Origin of the sequence: Micromonospora okii (assembly GCF_020884795.1) — a bacterium.
GTDB classification, from domain to species: Bacteria; Actinomycetota; Actinomycetes; order Mycobacteriales; family Micromonosporaceae; genus Micromonospora; species Micromonospora okii.
This window is the reverse complement of sequence record NZ_BBZF01000014.1, coordinates 28,916-45,062: the sequence shown is the minus strand read 5'-3', so window position 1 is coordinate 45,062 and position 16,147 is coordinate 28,916. Positions and strand designations below refer to the sequence as shown.

Genomic DNA, 16,147 nt, shown 5'->3' with positions numbered 1-16,147 from the left:
AGGCCGCGAAGGAGGGAACCTCACCTTTAGGAGGCCAGCGTGCCCGAAGCACCGACGATCGACGGCGCCAACACCGTCTGGCTGCTCGTGTCGACCGCGCTCGTGCTGCTCATGACACCCGGACTCGCGCTCTTCTACGGCGGGCTCAACCGGGCCAGGGGCGTGCTCAACATGATGATGATGAGCTTCTCCGCCATCGGGCTCATCTCCGTCCTGTGGTGGTTCTACGGCTTCAGCGTCGCCTTCGGGGCCGACGTGAACGGGCTCTGGGGCGACCCGGGGGCGTACCTCGGCACCGGGACCTTCCTGGCCGAGACCGACCTGTGGGGCGCCACCGCCGAAGACCCCAGCGGCATCGGGGTCCCGCTCTACGTGTTCATGGCGTTCCAGATGGTCTTCGCCGTGATCACCGTCGCGCTGATCAGCGGCGCGATCTCCGACCGGGCCCGCTTCGGCGGCTGGCTGCTGTTCGCCTTCGGGTGGGCCACGCTGGTCTACTTCCCGGTCGCCCACTGGGTGTGGGGCGGCGGCATCATCGGCGGCGACCTCCACGCGCTGGACTTCGCCGGCGGCACCGCCGTGCACGTCAACGCCGGCGCGGCGGCCCTCGCCGTGGCGCTGGTGCTCGGCCGGCGGCTCGGCTGGCCCCGCGAGGGCATGAAGCCGCACAACGTCCCGCTGGTCGCGCTCGGCGCGGGCCTGCTCTGGTTCGGCTGGTTCGGCTTCAACGCCGGCTCCGAGCTGACCGTCGACGCGGTCGCCGGCCTGGCCTTCGTCAACACCCAGCTCGCCACCGCCGCGGCGGTGCTCGGCTGGCTCGCGGTGGAGTGGGTCAAGGACGGCCGGCCGACCCTGGTCGGCGCGTCCTCGGGCGCGGTCGCCGGCCTGGTCGCCATCACCCCGGCCTGCGGCTTCGTGGCCCCGTGGGCGGCGGTCCTGCTCGGCGTCGTCGCCGGCGCGGTCTGCGCCCTCGCGGTCGGCCTGAAGTACCGGCTCGGCTACGACGACTCGCTCGACGTGGTCGGCGTGCACTTCGTCGGCGGCTGGATCGGCTCGCTCTGGCTCGGCCTGTTCGCCACCAACTCGGTCAACGGGGCGATCGGCGACGTGGTGGGCGCCTCCGACGGCCTGTTCTACGGCGGTGGCCTGACCCAGCTCGGCCGCCAGGCCCTCGCCGGCCTGATCGTGACCGCCTGGTCGTTCGCGGTGGCCTGGCTGCTCGCCGTCGCGATCGAGAAGACGATCGGCTTCCGCCTCAAGCCCGAGGCCGAGGCCGGGGGCATCGACATCGCCGAGCACGCCGAGAGCGCCTACGACCTCTCCCCGGCGGGCGGTGGCGGCGCGTTCGCGCTCGCCGGCATCGGGACGCCGGGCGACGCCGCCGGCGCCGGGCCGGCCTCGGGGGAGCGGGCCGCGCCGGCTTCCGAGGAGCGCGCTGCGCCCGTCTCGGGGGAGCCGGCCGCGCCGGTCTCGGGGGAGCGCGCCGAGCCGGCTTCGGGGGAGCGGGCCGTGCCGGCCTCCGGGGAGCGCGCCCGGTCGGTGGGTACGAAGGTTGCCGGTTAACGTTCCTGGGATGGAGGGGTTGGACATGAAGCTGGTGACCGCGGTCATCAAGCCGAACCAGTTGGACGCGGTGAAGGAGGCCCTGCACGCCCTCGGCGTGGCCGGGCTGACCGTCAGCGAGGTCCAGGGTTACGGCCGGCAGAAGGGGCACACCGAGGTGTACCGGGGTGCCGAGTACACCGTCGAGTTCCTGCCGAAGATCCGGGTCGAGGTGGTCACCGACGAGGCCGACGTCGAGAAGGTCGTCGACGCGATCGTGGGCGCTGCCCGGACCGGCAGGATCGGCGACGGCAAGGTGTGGGTGACGGGCGTCGAGGCCGTCGTCCGGGTCCGCACCGGCGAGCGCGGCCTGGACGCCCTCTAGGCCGCCGGGTAAGGAAGGGCACCCTGTTAACGCTTTCTGCATAGGAAGGGCCCCCTGCCAACAGGGTGGCCCGGCGGGCCGGAGCGAGACAGGGCCGGAGCGCGGGCGCGGGTGGCGGGCTACCCTAGCGGTGGCCGGACCCGTGCGCCCGGCCGCGTTGTGCCCGCCGGAACACTGACAAACGGGATGTTCGCGTGTTTGACACCTTGAGTGACCGCCTCTCCGGGATCTTCACCAAGCTCCGCGGCAAGGGGCGGCTCACCGACGCCGACATCGACGCCACCGCGCGCGAGATCCGCCTGGCGCTGCTGGAGGCCGATGTCGCCCTGCCGGTGGTCAAGGGCTTCATCGCCAACGTCAAGGAGCGGGCGCGCGGCGCGGAGGTCTCCCAGGCGCTGAACCCGGCCCAGCAGATCGTCAAGATCGTCAACGAGGAGCTGGTCAACGTCCTCGGCGGGGAAAGTCGGCGACTCCAGTTCGCCAAGCAGCCGCCGACGGTGATCATGCTGGCCGGCCTCCAGGGCTCCGGCAAGACGACCCTGGCCGGCAAGCTGGCCCGCTGGCTCAAGGCCCAGGGCCACCAGCCGCTGCTGGTCGCCGCCGACCTCCAGCGTCCCAACGCCGTCGGGCAGCTCCAGGTGCTCGGCGGTCGCGCGGGCGTCGAGGTGTACGCCCCGGAGCCCGGCAACGGCACCGGCGACCCCGTCCAGGTGGCGCGGGCCTCGATCGAGCACGCCAAGCGGGCCGCCCGGGACATCGTCATCGTCGACACGGCCGGCCGCCTCGGCATCGACGCCGAGATGATGCAGCAGGCCGCGAACATCCGCGACGCGGTGAACCCCGACGAGGTCATCTTCGTCATCGACGCGATGGTCGGTCAGGACGCCGTGCGCACCGCCGAGGCGTTCCGCGACGGGGTCGGCATCACCGGCGTGGTCCTCTCCAAGCTCGACGGCGACGCCCGGGGCGGTGCCGCGCTGTCGGTCCGCGAGGTCACCGGGCAGCCGATCCTGTTCGCCTCCACCGGCGAGAAGCTGGAGGACTTCGACGTCTTCCACCCCGACCGGATGGCCAGCCGGATCCTCGGCATGGGCGACGTCCTCACTCTGATCGAGCAGGCCGAGGCGGCCTTCGACACCGATCAGAAGGAGAAGATGACCGCCAAGCTGATGGGCGGTCAGCAGTTCACCCTGGAGGACTTCCTCGACCAGCTCATCGCGGTCCGGCGGATGGGCCCGATCGCCAACGTGCTGGCCATGATGCCGGGCATGGGGCAGATGAAGGACCAGCTCGCCGAGCTGGACGACAAGCACTTCGACCGGGTCACCGCGATCATCCGGTCGATGACCCCGGCCGAGCGCACCAACCCGAAGATCATCAACGGCTCCCGCCGGGCCCGCATCGCCAACGGGTCGGGCGTCACGGTGATGGACGTCAACCAACTGCTCAACCGCTTCGCCGACGCGCAGAAGATGATGAAGCAGATGGGCGGCATGATGGGCCTGCCCGGTGGCGGCCGGCGCAAGGCGACCAAGTCGCCGAAGAACAAGCGCAAGGGCACCAAGGGCGGCAACCGGCCGCGCGCCGGGGCGGGCGCGGGGATGCCGGGCGGCTTCCCCGGCGGCATGCCGCAGCTCCCGCCGGGCCTGGACCCGAACGACCTGGCCGCCGGTCAGGGCCTGCCCCCGGGCTTCAAGCTGCCGAAGATCGACTTCAACAAGCTCGGCAAGGGGGACAACCACCCCCGCTGACGCGTGTCGGTGACGGTGGGCGACGAATTCGTGTCCTACGGTGATGTCGCCCCCCGGAAGGAGATGCCATGACCGCAGCGCCGAGCCTGCCCGAACGGCATGAGTGGACGGTCGACGACCTCGGCGACCTGCCGAAGGACCTTCCGTACGAACTGATCAACGGAAGGTTGATCGTGCCGTCACCGACGCCACTCCATCAGTTCATCTGCGGTCGGGTGATGTTCGCCCTCGAGCTGCACTGCCCGGATGACTACTTCGTCAGCATGGACCAGTCACTGTCGATCGACCGTCGCAACGAGCCCCGCCCGGACGTGGTCGTCATCCGTGTCGAGCAGGCCAACCGGTCGCCCGTGCCCGTCCACGACGCCCTGCTCGCCGTCGAGGTGATCTCTCCGGACTCCACCATCCGCGACCGGCACGAGAAGGTGCGGCTCTACGCCAACGCGGGAGTGAACGCCTACTGGGTCATCGACCCGCTGCGTGAGAAGGTCACCCTCACCGAGCTTCTGCTGAGTCCCAAGGGTGGCTACGACCCCAGCGTGGAGACCGACGGTCTGGTCACGCTCGACCGGCCCTGGAAGGTGACCCTCGACCTGCCGGCGTGGACGAGGCGTCGCCAGGAGGTCCTTGCGCGGACGAAGGAGTGATCGGGTAGGACTGTGCGCATGGCTCTGCATGTGCGCGGCGTGCTCCTGCCCGACGACGAGGTCCGGGATCTCTGGCTGGTCGGCGACCGGGTCACCTTCGACCCGGTGCCCGGGGCGGAGACCGTGGTCGACGGGGGCTTCGTCCTCCCCGGCCTGACGGACTCCCACTGCCACATCGGCATCGCGCGGGGCGGCGCGCCGATCACCTCCCTGGACCAGGCCCGCGAGCTGGCCCGCGTCGACCGGGACGCCGGGGTGCTCGCCATCCGCGACGCCGGCTCGCCGTACCCGTACCCGGAGTTGGACGACGAGCCGGAACTGCCGCGACTGGCCCGCGCGGGGCGGCACGTCGCGCCGCCGAGGCGGTACCTGCGCGACATCGGGGTGGAGGTCGACGCGGCCGAGGTGACGGCCACCGTCGCCGCCCAGGCCGCCGCCGGCAACGGCTGGGTGAAGCTGGTTGGCGACTGGATCGACCGGGGCGTCGGCGACCTCGCCCCCGCCTGGGACGCCGACACGATGGCCGCCGCCGTGGCCGCCGCGCACGCCGCCGGGGCGCGGGCGGCCGTGCACACGTTCTCCGAGGCGGGCGTCGAGATCATGGTGCGGGCCGGGGTGGACTCGGTCGAGCACGGCACCGGGCTCAGCCTCGACCTGATCGACCTGATGGCCCGGCAGGGCACCGCCCTGGTGCCCACGATGATCAATATTCGGACGTTCGGCGGGATCGCCGACCAGGCCCGCGCGAAGTTCCCCGGGTACGCCGACCACATGATCGCTCTGCGGGACCGCTTCCCCGAGGTGGTGCGCTCGGCGTACGAGGCGGGGGTGCCCATCTACGTCGGCACGGACGCGGGCGGCGGCATCGACCACGGGCTGGCCGCCGAGGAGATGCTGCTGCTGCACGAGCAGGCCGGCATGTCGGCCGTGGACGTCCTCGCCGCGGCCTCCTGGCGGGCCCGGGAGTGGCTCGGCTTCCCCGGCCTGGTCGAGGGCGGCCTCGCGGACCTCACGGTCTACCCGGTCGACCCCCGGCGCGACCTGTCCGTGGTGCGCACCCCGTCCCGCATCGTCCTGCGCGGTCGCGTGCTGCGCTGACGCACCGCCCGCCGGGCCCCGCGTGTCACGCGACGGTGCAGGAAAGGGGCGCGTCAGCCACCGGAGTGCAGGAACAGGCGCGTCAGGCGACGGGGTGCAGGAAGAGGTGCAGGGCGAGGTCGGCGAGGGCGCGGGCGGTCTGCTCGGGCGGGGCCTGCGGAAGCACGATGTGGCTCACCACCAGCCGGACGATGGTGTCGGCGGCGAACGCCAGCCCGGTCGGGTCCGCCGCCGGCAGGTGGACCCGTGCCCACTCGCGCAGCGCGCCGGTCGCCTCGCCCAGCACCAGCTCCGAGCGCGTCGTCAGGTAGGGGAGCAGCTCGTCCGAGCCGCCCCGGGCGCTGGTCAGGATCGCCTTGAGCAGCGGATTGTCCGCCGCCGTGGTGAGGGTGTGCGCGATCGCCGCGTACGCGCCGGCCCGCACGTCGCCGCCGTGCTCCGCCAGGCGCGTCCGCACGTCGCCGACGAACCGGTCCACCTCGCGCCGGGCCAGCGCCTCGGCCAGCCCCGCCTTCGTGCCGAACTCGTTGTAGACCGTCTGCCGGCTCACCCCGGACGCGGCGGCCACCTCGCCCATCCGCACGCAGTCCCAGCCGGCGGCGATCGCCTGCGCCCGCGCGGCGTCGACGATGCCGTCCCGCAGTCGCTGCCGGGCGGCGTCCCTGAACTCACCCATCGTGGCCGAAGTCTACGGCCGACATCCGACGACGGCCGCCTGCCGCATCCCGCGGCGGTGACCCGTCACGGGGCCCGGCGGTGACCCGCCACGGGCCCGGCGGTGACCCGCCACGGGCCCGGCGGTGACCCGTCGCGCGCCCCGGGGCGGTGCCCCGCCGCGTCCGATGACGGCGTTCCGCCGCGCCCGATGACGGCGTCCCGGCGTCGGGCGCATAGGATGTGCGGTCATGGCACGCGTGCTCACTCCCCGGGCGGAGGACTTTCCCCGCTGGTACCAGGACCTGATCGCCAAGGCGAAGCTGGCCGACAACGGCCCGGTCCGGGGGACCATGGTCATCCGACCGGCCGGCTACGCCATCTGGGAGCGGATGCAGGCCGAGATGGACGCCCGGATCAAGGCGGCGGGCGCGGAGAACGCGTACTTCCCGCTGTTCATCCCGGAGAGCTACCTCAAGCGCGAGGCCGAGCACGTCGAGGGCTTCTCGCCCGAGCTGGCGGTGGTCACCCACGGCGGCGGCAAGCAGCTCGCCGAGCCGGTGGTGGTGCGCCCCACCAGCGAGACGGTGATCGGCGAGTTCATGGCCAAGTGGATCGACTCGTACCGGGACCTGCCGCTGCTGCTCAACCAGTGGGCGAACGTGGTGCGCTGGGAGCTGCGCCCCCGGGTCTTCCTGCGCACCAGCGAGTTCCTCTGGCAGGAGGGGCACACCGCCCACGCCACGCGTGACGACGCCCGCGCCTACGCGCGCCGCATCCTGCACGAGGCGTACGAGGACCTGATGGCCAACGTGCTCGCCATCCCGGTGGTGGTGGGCCTCAAGACCGCCCGGGAGCGCTTCGCCGGGGCCACCGCCACGTACACGTGCGAGGGCATGATGGGCGACGGCAAGGCCCTCCAGCTCGGCACCAGCCACGAGCTGGGACAGAACTTCGCCAAGGCGTTCGACATCAGCTACTCCTCGGCCGAGGGCGGCCGGGAGCACGCGTGGACGACGTCCTGGGGCACCTCGACCCGGATGCTCGGCGGCCTGATCATGGCCCACGGCGACGACAACGGCCTGCGGGTGCCGCCGAGGCTGGCGCCCGTGCAGGCGTACGTGATGGTGGTCAAGGCCGGCGAGGGCGTCGGCGAGGCGGCGGCCAAGCTCTGCGACGGCCTGCGCGAGGCCGGGGTCCGGGTTGCGCTCGACGACCGTACGGACACCCCGTTCGGCCGCCGGGCCGTCGACGCCGAGCTGCGCGGCTATCCGGTACGCGTCGAGGTCGGCCCCCGCGACCTGGCCGCCGGCAACGCGGTCGTGGTCCGGCGTACGGACGGCTCGAAGTCCCCGACGCCGGTGGCCGACGTGGTCGGCGCGGTGCTGGCCGCCCTGGAGGCCGACCAGAAGGCGCTGCACGACCAGGCCCTCGCCCACCGCGAGTCCCGCACCGTCGAGGTCGCCACGCTCGCCGAGGCGATCGAGGCGGCGGCCACCGGCTGGGCCCGGGTGCCGTGGTCGGCGGTCGGCGCGGCCGGCGAGGCCGAGGCCAACGGCCAGGGCGTCACGGTCCGGTGCCTGCTGCGCGCCGACGGCTCGGTGCCGGACTCGGAGGACGAGCCGGACCTGGTCGCCGTCCTGGCCCGCGCCTACTGAGGTGTAAGGAAGGGCCCCTTACTAACGTTTTCGGTAGAGCAGGGGCCCCCTGTCAACAGCCCTGAAGGTGGTGGCGTGCACTTCGAACCGGGTCGGCTGATCATGCACCGCAACGTGCGGCACGGCCGGATCGGGTGGGCCCGGACGGCCCGCGTGGTCCTCGACGACGAGCGGGGGCTGCTGCTCTGGGTCCCCCGGGGCGCGCCGGTGGCGCACGAGGTGAACGCGGCCGGGCTGACCATGCGGGCGGTGCCCTTCACCGAGTGGATCACCCCGTCCTACCGACTGAAGCGCGGCCACTGGGACGGGCCCCCCGTGCTGAAGTTCCTGCCCGCCGGGGCCGCCCACTCCGTCTGGTGGTTCCGCGACGACCAGGGCCGGTTCACCAACTGGTACGTCAACCTGGAGGAGCCCGGCGTCCGGTGGGACGACGGCGCGCTCGCCGGGGTCGACATGGTGGACCAGGACCTCGACGTGGTGGTCAGGCCCGACCTGGGCTGGGAGTGGAAGGACGAGGACGAGTTCGTGGAGCGCCTCGCGTTCCCCGAGCACTACTGGGTGACCGACGAGAAGGCGGTCCGCGCCGAGGGGGAGCGGGTGATCCGGCTCGCCGAGGCCGGCGAGTTCCCCTTCGACGGCACCTGGTGCGACTTCGCCCCGCCGGCCGACTGGGAGCTGCCGGACGAGCTGCCGCCCGGCTGGGACCGCCCGCCGGTCCGCTGAGCCGCCCGGGACCGCCCGCCGGCCCGCGGGGGCGTGTCGTCCGTCACTCGGGCGTCGCCGTCGGCGGCCCGCCCGGGTCCGCCGTGAGGAATCCGGGCGTCGTCTGGCAGAATGGTTCGCTGGTATCCGGCACGCGTCCGGCGCCCTCTACCCCGGGCGCGTAGCCAGTCCACCGAGCAACCTCCGGCCCAAACCCCACTGTGCCGGTCGGCGCTCACCCGTGCACCGCCCGTACCGGGCCGGTGAAATCGCAACAGGAGCGAAACAACTGTGGCCGTAAAGATCCGGCTCCTGCGGATGGGCAAGATCCGCAACCCGCAGTACCGCATCGTCGTCGCCGACTCGCGCACCAAGCGCGACGGCCGGGCGATCGAGTTCGTCGGGATCTACCAGCCGAAGGAAGACCCTTCGGTGATCGAGGTCAAGTCGGAGCGGGTCCAGTACTGGCTGTCGGTCGGCGCCCAGCCGAGCGAGGCCGTGCAGCGCCTGCTGGAGCTGACCGGTGACTGGCAGAAGTTCAAGGGCCTGCCGGCCCCGCCGCCGCTGAAGGTCGCCGCCGAGCGGGCCGACCGCAAGGCGGCGTACGAGGCCGAGGCGAAGGCCGCCGCCGGCCTGGCCGACACCCCGGCGAAGCCGGCCAAGAAGGCCGCCAAGGCCGAGGCCCCGGCTGCCGAGGAGGCGCCGAAGGCCGAGGAGCAGCCCGCCGCCGCGAACACCGGCGAGCAGGCCTGACATGGAACTGCGTCCGGCGCTTGAGCACCTGGTCAAGGGCATCGTCGACCACCCGGACGACGTCCGGGTCCGCATGGTCGACAACCGTCGGGGCAAGCGGCTGGAAGTCCGCGTGCACCCGGAGGACCTCGGCACGGTGATCGGACGGTCCGGCCGGACCGCCAAGGCGCTGCGCCAGGTGATCGGCTCCATCGGTGGGCGCGGCGTTCGTGTCGACATCGTCGACTCGTACTGATGCTGCTCATCGTCGGCAGGATCGGCAAGCCGCACGGCATCCGCGGTGAGGTCACCGTGGAGGTGCGCACCGACGAGCCCGAGGCGCGCTTCGCGCCCGGCTCGGTCCTCGTGACCGAGCCGGGCGCGGCGCCGCCGGCCAACCCCGCCCCCGGCCCCGGCGTGCCGTTCCGGGTGCCGGCCGAGCTCACCGTGGAGTCCGCCCGCTGGCACCAGGGGCGGATGCTGGTCGCGTTCGAGGGCGTCCTCGAACGCGACGTCGCCGAGGCGCTGCGCGGCACCCTGCTCGGGGTGGACAGCGCGGACGTCGCCCCGCCGGAGGACCCGGAGGAGTTCCACGACCACCAGCTCGTCGGCCTGGCCGTGGTCACCCCGGGCGGCGAGCACCTCGGCGAGGTGGCCCGCATCGACCACGCGCCCGCGTCGGACCTGCTGGTGCTGCGCCGCCCCGAGGGGCGGACCGCGCTGATCCCGTTCGTCCGGGCGATCGTCCCCGAGGTCGATCTCGCGAACGGTCGCGTCGTCGTCGACCCGCCCGGCGGCCTGCTCGACCTGTAGGCCCGCCCGGCCCTGGACCCGCTGGAGCACCCCCGCATGCGCGTCGACATCGTGTCGATCTTCCCCGAGTACTTCGCCCCGCTCGACCTGTCGCTGATCGGCAAGGCCCGGGCCAACGGGACGCTGCGGCTGGCCGTGCACGACCTGCGGGCGTGGACCCACGACGTGCACCGCACGGTCGACGACACGCCGTACGGCGGCGGCCCCGGCATGGTGATGCGGCCCGAGCCGTGGGGCGAGGCGCTCGACGCCCTCGCCCCCGAGGAACTGGCCCCGGACGGCGTCACCCTGCCCCGGCTGGTGGTGCCCTCCCCGGCCGGGGAGCCGTTCACCCAGGCCATGGCGTACGAGCTGGCCGCCGAGTCGCACCTGCTCTTCGCCTGCGGCCGGTACGAGGGCATCGACCAGCGGGTGCTCGACCACGCCGCCACCCGGGTGCGGGTGACCGAGGTCTCCCTCGGCGACTACGTGCTCTTCGGCGGCGAGGTGGCGGTGCTGGTGATCCTGGAGGCGGTCACCCGGCTGCTGCCCGGGGTGCTCGGCAACGCCGGCTCGCTCGACGAGGAGTCGCACGCCCACGGGCTGCTGGAGGCGCCGATGTACACCAAGCCGGCCCTCTGGCGGGGGCACGAGGTGCCGGAGGTGCTCCGCTCCGGCGACCACGGCCGGATCGCCCGCTGGCGGCGCGACGAGGCGCTGGCGCGTACCGCCGGCCGGCGGCCCGACCTGCTCGCCGCGCTGGCCCCGGAGAGCCTGGACAAGCGGGACCGCGCGGCGCTGGAGCGGGCAGGTGTCGACCGGGCGGCCCTGGAGCGGGCGGCCGTCGACCGGCCGACCCTCGACGACGGGACCGGATTTCCGCCCCCGCCGGGGCGTGTGGCAAAGTAGAGGGGTTGCCGCATCCACCTGCGCCGCCGGCGGATGCGAGGATCCTCGACCGGGGCCGCGAGCGGCTTCCACCCGGGGATCAGAATCACCCATCCGCGCACCGAGTGACGGTGCGCCGTGAGCCTCACGAGGACGCAGCGATGAACATCCTGGACGCCCTTGACGCCCAGTCGAAGCGGGTCGACCTCCCCGACTTCCGCGCCGGTGACACCGTCAAGGTGCACGCGCGGGTCGTCGAGGGCAACCGGTCCCGGGTCCAGATCTTCCAGGGCGTCGTCATCCGCCGCCAGGGCGGTGGCCTGCGCGAGACCTTCTCGGTCCGCAAGGTCAGCTTCGGCGTGGGTGTCGAGCGGACCTACCCGCTGAACAGCCCGGCGATCGACCGCGTCGAGGTCGTGACCCGTGGTGCCGTGCGCCGCGCCAAGCTCTACTACCTGCGCGAGCTGCGGGGCAAGAAGGCCAAGATCAAGGAGCGCCGCGAGAAGCAGCCGAGCTGACTTCCCGCCCGCCCCGCCGCCTGACCCGCGCGGATGCCGGACGAGCCGACCCCGGCTACGCTGGCCGCGCGGGCGCAGGCGGGCGTCGATGTGTCGCGGCGCTGCCGCGACCACGGATCGTCCCACTACCGCCCGCGGGGCCTCGACGAGGCTCCCGGGCGGTAGTGGCGTTTCTGCGAACCGGGGAGTGACGTGGTGCGGACCCTTGACGAGGACGGCGCCGCCGATCCGTGGCACCGGCGGGTGCGGCGCGCCCGCCGGCAGATGCCGCTGTGGCAGGAGCTGCCCCTGCTGCTGGTCGTCGCGTTCTGCCTGGCGGTGCTCATCCGCACCTTCCTGCTCCAGGCGTTCTTCATCCCGTCCGGGTCGATGGAGGACACCCTGCTCATCGGCGACCGGGTGCTGGTCAACAAGCTCGTCTACGACGTACGGGACCCGCGCCGTGGCGAGGTGGTGGTCTTCCGGGGCACCGACCGGTGGGTGGCGCACGACGTCCAGGAGCCCGAGCCCGGGTTCGTGGAGCGGTTCGGCCGCACGGTCGGCGACATGATCGGGCTGAGCCGCCCCGGCGAGAAGGACTTCATCAAGCGGGTCGTCGGCGTGCCCGGCGACCGGGTGCGGTGCTGCGACGCCCAGGGCCGGGTCACCGTCAACGACGTCCCGCTCGACGAGCCGTACGTGATCCGGAACTCGCCGCTGGACCCGCCGCCGAACGCGGACGAGTGCCGGTCGCGGCGCTTCGAGGAGGTGGTGGTCCCGCCGGGCCAGCTCTTCGTTATGGGCGACCACCGGCGGGTCTCCCAGGACGCCCGCTGCCAGGGGCCGGTGCCCATCGACAACGTGGTCGGCCGGGCCTTCGCGGTGGTGTGGCCCTCGGCGCGGTGGGCGTCCCTGCCGGTGCCGGAGACCTTCGCCGAGGTCGAGCGGGCCGGCGCGGTGGCCGGCGCGGCACCGGCCCCGGTCCGTCCCACCGGCGCGGGCGGTCTGCCGCTGCTGCTCCCGCTCTCGGCCGCCGCGTCGGTTCTCGCGCGTTCCGGACGGCCGGCCCCGGCCCGGCGACGTAGGCTCCTCCCGTGATTGACGAGCAGACCGACAAGAAGAGCAGCTCCTTCTGGAAGGAGCTGCCCATTCTCCTGGGCGTGGCGATCCTGGTCGCGGTGCTGGTGCGGGCCTTCGTGCTGCAGACCTTCTACATCCCGTCGCCGTCCATGGAGAACACCCTCCAGATCGACGATCGGGTGCTGGTCAACAAGCTGGTGTACGACTTCCGGTCGCCGCACCGCGGCGAGGTGATCGTGTTCAAGGCACCCACCGAGTGGAGCGGCAACCCCGACGGCGAGGACTTCATCAAGCGGGTGATCGGCGTCGGCGGAGACCGGGTGGTCTGCTGCGACCCGCAGGATCGGCTGCTGATCAACGGCAAGCCGCTCGACGAGCCGTACATCTTCTCGGCGGACGGCCAGCGGGACAAGCCGGCCGACCAGGAGTTCGACATCACCGTGCCGCCGGGTCGGCTGTGGGTGATGGGCGACCATCGTTCGGCCTCGGGCGACTCGCTGGAGCACTGGCAGCAGTCGGGCCAGAACATCGACAGCGCCACCATCCCCGAGGACCGGGTGGTCGGTCGGGCCTTCACCGTCTTCTGGCCGGTGAACCGGGCCACCTGGCTCACCGTGCCGAAGCAGTTCGACGGCATTCCCGGCTCCTGAGCCCCGCCGCCCACGCCCGGGTGGGCGTGGGCGAGCAGCGCCGGGTCTGGCAGGCTGGAACGGTGACCGCCTACACCCCTCGACGCGCGGCGCGCGTGCTGCTCGTCGACGCCGCCGGCCGGGTGCTGCTCTTCGCCGGGCACGACCCGGCGCGACCTGAGCACCGGTACTGGTTCACCCCCGGCGGCGGCCTGGATCCGGGGGAGTCCCCGGCGACCGGCGCCGCCCGGGAGCTTGCCGAGGAGACCGGCCTGCGGCTGGCCCCCGCCGAGCTGGGCGAGCCGGTGTGGCGGGAGACGGTCCGGTTCCCCTTCGGCGGCGTCCACTACCAGCAGGAGCAGGAGTTCTTCCTGGTCCGGGTGTCGGCCTGGGAGGTGGACACCGGGGGCTTCGACGCCGTCGAGCGGGCCAGCGTCTCCGGGCACCGCTGGTGGCCGGTCGCCGAGCTGGCCGCCACCGCAGAGCGCTACTACCCGGACGGCCTGCCGGAGCTGCTGCGCCGGGCCCTGGCCGCGCACCCGGCCGCGCCGCCGCCGGTCACCGCTTCCGCGCCCTCGCCGGCCGCGCGCCCCGGCGATCCGTCGCCGGTCACCACCTCCGCGCCTCCGCCGGTCGCGCACCTCACTGCGCCGCCGGTCACCGCTTCCACCGCGCCGTCGCCGGCCGGGCGTCCCGACGCGCCGCCGGCCGACGCCGGGGTCGACCCCACCGACGGGGGTACGCCGTGCTGACCCCGCCGCGCACGGTGGTGCGCCGGGAGGCCGGGCTGTACGCGCTGGAGCGCGCCCTGCAACGCCGGGGCTTCCGGCACGTGGCCGGCGCCGACGAGGCCGGCCGGGGCGCGTGCGCCGGCCCGCTGGTCGCGGCGGCGGCGGTGCTGCCCGAGGGGCGGCGCGGTGAGATCGACGGGCTGGCCGACTCCAAGCTGCTCACCCCGGCCGGCCGGGAACGCGTCTACGAGCAGGTGGTCGCCCGCGCCCTGGCGTACGCGGTGGTGGTGGTCCCGGCCGAGGAGGTCGACGCCCGGGGCCTGCACGTGTGCAACCTCGCCGCGATGCGTCGGGCGCTGGCGTCGTTGACCACCCGCCCCGACTACGTGCTGACCGACGGCTTCGGCGTCGACGGGGTGGACGTGCCGGGGCTCGCGGTCTGGAAGGGCGACCGGGTGGCCGCCTGCGTGGCGGCGGCGAGCGTGCTGGCCAAGGTCACCCGGGACCGGATCATGGTGGAGCTGGACGCCGACTTCCCCGGCTACGGCTTCGCCGAGCACAAGGGGTACGTCACGGCGGAGCACACGGCGGCCCTGCGCGAGCGCGGCCCGTGCCGCGAACACCGCTTCTCGTACGTGAACGTGGCCGCCGCCTCCGGCCTGGACGGGCGGCCTCCCCGATCCCGCCGGTCGGCGGTCGCGGGGCGGGACGAGCCGATGGAGCGATCTGGCGCGTCAGGAGGTACCGTCGGCGTGGCGTTGGGCGAGCAGCCCCGACCTCCCGCGCCGGTGGGGGAAGATGTGGTCATGGAAGGCGGAGTGCGATGAGCGCGGAAGATCTCGAAAAGTACGAGACCGAGATGGAGCTGCAGCTCTACCGGGAGTACCGCGACATCGTCCGTCAGTTCTCCTACGTGGTGGAGACCGAGCGCCGCTTCTACCTGGCCAACCAGGTCGACATGCACGTGCGCAACTCCGACGGCGAGGTCTACTTCGAGGTCGAGATGCACGACGCCTGGGTGTGGGACATGTACCGCCCCGCCCGGTTCGTCAAGAACGTCCGGGTGATGACGTTCAAGGACGTGAACGTCGAGGAGCTGGAGAAGCCCGACATCTCGCTGCCCGCCGACTCCGGCTTCGGCGGCTGAGGGCCCCTCCGGCCCGCCCCCGCTCCGGCCGACCCGTCCTCACTCCACCGGCACCACGACCTCGACCCGCTGCACCATGTTGTTGGCGAAACCGCCCCGGTTCCACGCCTGTCCGACCGGCTGGCCGCGCCCGGACGCGTCGGTCGCCCGCGCGCCCAGCACGTGCCGCCCCGGCTCGGCCGTCCACTCGAAGCGCCACCGCCGCCACGCCCACTCCCCGCCGGTCGGCGGGTCCAGCACCGCCGGGGCCCACGTGTCGCCGCCGTCGGTGGTCACCTCCACCGACGCCACCGGGGCGTGCCCGGACCACGCCCGGCCGTCCAGAGTGCACCGTCCGGGTCGGAGCACCCGGGCGCGGGACATGAAGTCGGGGAAGCCCGGCGGCCGGACCAGCGCCCGGGGCTCGATCCGGGTGACCGGCACACCAGGGTCGTCGGCGTCGTCGCGCAGCCGGTAGGCCACCGCGTTCTGGTAGCCGTCGAACGGCTCGGTCAGCACCGTGATGCCGCGCAGCCACTTCACGTGCGCCATCCCGTACCAGCCGGGCACGATCAGCCGCAGCGGCGCGCCGTGCTGCGGCAGCAGGGGAGCGCCGTTCATCTCGTACGCCAGCAGCACCTCGTCGCGCAGCGCGTCGGCGACGGGCAGCGCCCGCCGGTAGTCCTGCTCCACGCCGCGCTCGACACCGTGGTCGGCCCCGGTGAAGACGACGTCCACGGCGTCCGGGTCGAGCCCCGCCGAGCGCAGCAGCGGTGCCAGCGGGGTGCCGGTCCACTCGGCGTTGCCCACGGCCTCGACCAGCCAGGGCTGGCTCACCGGGCGGGGGCGCAGCAGCGCGCGGCCGTTGCCGGCGCACTCCAGGGTGACCCGGTGGGTGACCCGGGGGCGGCTGCGCAGCTCGGCCAGGTCCACGGTGAGCGGCCGGTCCACCGCACCGTCGACGGTCAGCGCGTGCGTCGCCGGGTCGACGTCCGGGATGTCGTAGTGGATGAGCAGGTAGTGCAGGCCGGCCGGGGTCACGTCGTAGCGCAGCGCCTCCAGCGGGATGCCGTGGTTGCGGGCGGCCAACTGGAGTTCCTCGACGCTGATCGCCTCGTCCGGCTCCGCCAGCCGGGAGGGCCGGCTGACGTCGTCCACACTGGTCATCGCGCTCTCCTGGGAGTGTTGGGCCGGGTGGGCCGATGTCGGTGGCGGTCGCCGTCGTGGGCCGGCGG

The 16,147-nt window shown here is 73.4% G+C and carries 17 protein-coding genes and 2 pseudogenes; 17 read left to right on the top strand and 2 right to left on the bottom strand.

Annotation, left to right across the window (positions count from 1 at the left end):
• Positions 1-39 precede the first annotated feature (39 nt).
• The 5 genes from LPU43_RS06750 (at position 40) to LPU43_RS06730 (ending at position 5,423) form a co-directional block, all read left to right on the top strand.
• Positions 40-1,563 (top strand): ammonium transporter, encoded by a 1,524-nt coding sequence (locus LPU43_RS06750; RefSeq protein ID WP_229399391.1) that lies wholly within the window; start codon positions 40-42, stop codon positions 1,561-1,563.
• Positions 1,564-1,588: 25 nt separating this feature from the next.
• Entirely contained in the window at positions 1,589-1,927 is a 339-nt protein-coding gene (locus LPU43_RS06745) for a P-II family nitrogen regulator (RefSeq protein ID WP_229399872.1), read from the top strand.
• Between the two features lie 194 nt (positions 1,928-2,121).
• A complete protein-coding gene (gene ffh, locus LPU43_RS06740) occupies positions 2,122-3,678 on the top strand; it encodes a signal recognition particle protein (RefSeq protein ID WP_229399390.1) in 1,557 nt (518 codons plus the stop codon).
• 68 nt (positions 3,679-3,746) lie between these two features.
• The gene (locus LPU43_RS06735; RefSeq protein ID WP_229399389.1) at positions 3,747-4,325 is read left to right on the top strand and encodes a Uma2 family endonuclease; all 579 of its coding nucleotides are present in this window, start codon (positions 3,747-3,749) and stop codon (positions 4,323-4,325) included.
• A gap of 18 nt (positions 4,326-4,343) precedes the next feature.
• Positions 4,344-5,423: an amidohydrolase family protein gene (locus LPU43_RS06730; protein ID WP_229399388.1), complete on the top strand. Its 1,080-nt coding sequence runs from the start codon at positions 4,344-4,346 to the stop codon at positions 5,421-5,423.
• A gap of 82 nt (positions 5,424-5,505) precedes the next feature.
• Here LPU43_RS06730 and LPU43_RS06725 read toward each other — a convergent pair whose 3' ends face one another.
• Complete coding sequence (locus LPU43_RS06725; protein ID WP_229399387.1) at positions 5,506-6,099, bottom strand: TetR family transcriptional regulator; 594 nt, start codon at positions 6,097-6,099, stop codon at positions 5,506-5,508.
• Between the two features lie 229 nt (positions 6,100-6,328).
• On the opposite strand from LPU43_RS06725, the gene proS reads away from it, so the two are divergent.
• The 12 genes and pseudogenes from proS (at position 6,329) to LPU43_RS06665 (ending at position 14,933) form a co-directional block, all read left to right on the top strand.
• A complete protein-coding gene (gene proS / locus LPU43_RS06720; protein WP_229399386.1) occupies positions 6,329-7,735 on the top strand; it encodes a proline--tRNA ligase in 1,407 nt (468 codons plus the stop codon).
• 75 nt (positions 7,736-7,810) lie between these two features.
• Positions 7,811-8,458 (top strand): ribonuclease FAU-1 family protein, encoded by a 648-nt coding sequence (locus LPU43_RS06715; RefSeq protein ID WP_229399385.1) that lies wholly within the window; start codon positions 7,811-7,813, stop codon positions 8,456-8,458.
• A 270-nt stretch (positions 8,459-8,728) separates the two neighbouring features.
• Positions 8,729-9,190, top strand: a complete 462-nt coding sequence (gene rpsP / locus LPU43_RS06710) for a 30S ribosomal protein S16 (protein WP_229399384.1) — start codon at positions 8,729-8,731, stop codon at positions 9,188-9,190.
• 1 nt (position 9,191) lies between these two features.
• Positions 9,192-9,425: an RNA-binding protein gene (locus tag LPU43_RS06705; protein ID WP_229399383.1), complete on the top strand. Its 234-nt coding sequence runs from the start codon at positions 9,192-9,194 to the stop codon at positions 9,423-9,425.
• A gap of 2 nt (positions 9,426-9,427) precedes the next feature.
• The gene (gene rimM, locus LPU43_RS06700; RefSeq protein WP_229399871.1) at positions 9,428-9,982 is read left to right on the top strand and encodes a ribosome maturation factor RimM; all 555 of its coding nucleotides are present in this window, start codon (positions 9,428-9,430) and stop codon (positions 9,980-9,982) included.
• 36 nt (positions 9,983-10,018) lie between these two features.
• Complete coding sequence (gene trmD, locus LPU43_RS06695) at positions 10,019-10,870, top strand: tRNA (guanosine(37)-N1)-methyltransferase TrmD (RefSeq protein ID WP_229399382.1); 852 nt, start codon at positions 10,019-10,021, stop codon at positions 10,868-10,870.
• Between the two features lie 140 nt (positions 10,871-11,010).
• Complete coding sequence (gene rplS, locus LPU43_RS06690) at positions 11,011-11,367, top strand: 50S ribosomal protein L19 (RefSeq protein ID WP_229399381.1); 357 nt, start codon at positions 11,011-11,013, stop codon at positions 11,365-11,367.
• 192 nt (positions 11,368-11,559) lie between these two features.
• A pseudogene (gene lepB, locus LPU43_RS06685) lies at positions 11,560-12,431 on the top strand (signal peptidase I).
• A 9-nt stretch (positions 12,432-12,440) separates the two neighbouring features.
• On the top strand, positions 12,441-13,076 hold the full coding sequence (gene lepB, locus LPU43_RS06680; protein ID WP_229399379.1) for a signal peptidase I: 636 nt from the start codon (positions 12,441-12,443) through the stop codon (positions 13,074-13,076).
• Positions 13,077-13,138: 62 nt separating this feature from the next.
• A pseudogene (locus tag LPU43_RS28655) lies at positions 13,139-13,588 on the top strand (NUDIX hydrolase); the annotation flags it as partial.
• A 212-nt stretch (positions 13,589-13,800) separates the two neighbouring features.
• Positions 13,801-14,613, top strand: coding sequence for a ribonuclease HII (locus LPU43_RS06670; protein WP_229399378.1), 813 nt, complete (start codon positions 13,801-13,803; stop codon positions 14,611-14,613).
• The gene (locus LPU43_RS06665; protein WP_091620948.1) at positions 14,610-14,933 is read left to right on the top strand and encodes a DUF2469 domain-containing protein; all 324 of its coding nucleotides are present in this window, start codon (positions 14,610-14,612) and stop codon (positions 14,931-14,933) included. The genes LPU43_RS06670 and LPU43_RS06665 overlap by 4 nt, the downstream gene beginning before the upstream one ends.
• Positions 14,934-14,972: 39 nt before the next feature.
• On the opposite strand, the gene LPU43_RS06660 is transcribed toward LPU43_RS06665, so the two are convergent.
• Complete coding sequence (locus tag LPU43_RS06660) at positions 14,973-16,079, bottom strand: sulfite oxidase (protein ID WP_229399377.1); 1,107 nt, start codon at positions 16,077-16,079, stop codon at positions 14,973-14,975.
• Between the last annotated feature and the right edge of the window lie 68 nt (positions 16,080-16,147).

Coding starts and splice junctions, on each gene's coding strand:
- LPU43_RS06745 (WP_229399872.1), top strand. CDS start 1,589: ATGAAGCTGGTGACCGCGGTCATCAAGCCGAACCAGTTGGACGCGGTG.
- LPU43_RS06735 (WP_229399389.1), top strand. CDS start 3,747: ATGACCGCAGCGCCGAGCCTGCCCGAACGGCATGAGTGGACGGTCGAC.
- LPU43_RS06730 (WP_229399388.1), top strand. CDS start 4,344: ATGGCTCTGCATGTGCGCGGCGTGCTCCTGCCCGACGACGAGGTCCGG.
- LPU43_RS06725 (WP_229399387.1), bottom strand. CDS start 6,099: ATGGGTGAGTTCAGGGACGCCGCCCGGCAGCGACTGCGGGACGGCATC.
- proS (WP_229399386.1), top strand. CDS start 6,329: ATGGCACGCGTGCTCACTCCCCGGGCGGAGGACTTTCCCCGCTGGTAC.
- LPU43_RS06705 (WP_229399383.1), top strand. CDS start 9,192: ATGGAACTGCGTCCGGCGCTTGAGCACCTGGTCAAGGGCATCGTCGAC.
- trmD (WP_229399382.1), top strand. CDS start 10,019: ATGCGCGTCGACATCGTGTCGATCTTCCCCGAGTACTTCGCCCCGCTC.
- rplS (WP_229399381.1), top strand. CDS start 11,011: ATGAACATCCTGGACGCCCTTGACGCCCAGTCGAAGCGGGTCGACCTC.
- LPU43_RS06665 (WP_091620948.1), top strand. CDS start 14,610: ATGAGCGCGGAAGATCTCGAAAAGTACGAGACCGAGATGGAGCTGCAG.
- LPU43_RS06660 (WP_229399377.1), bottom strand. CDS start 16,079: ATGACCAGTGTGGACGACGTCAGCCGGCCCTCCCGGCTGGCGGAGCCG.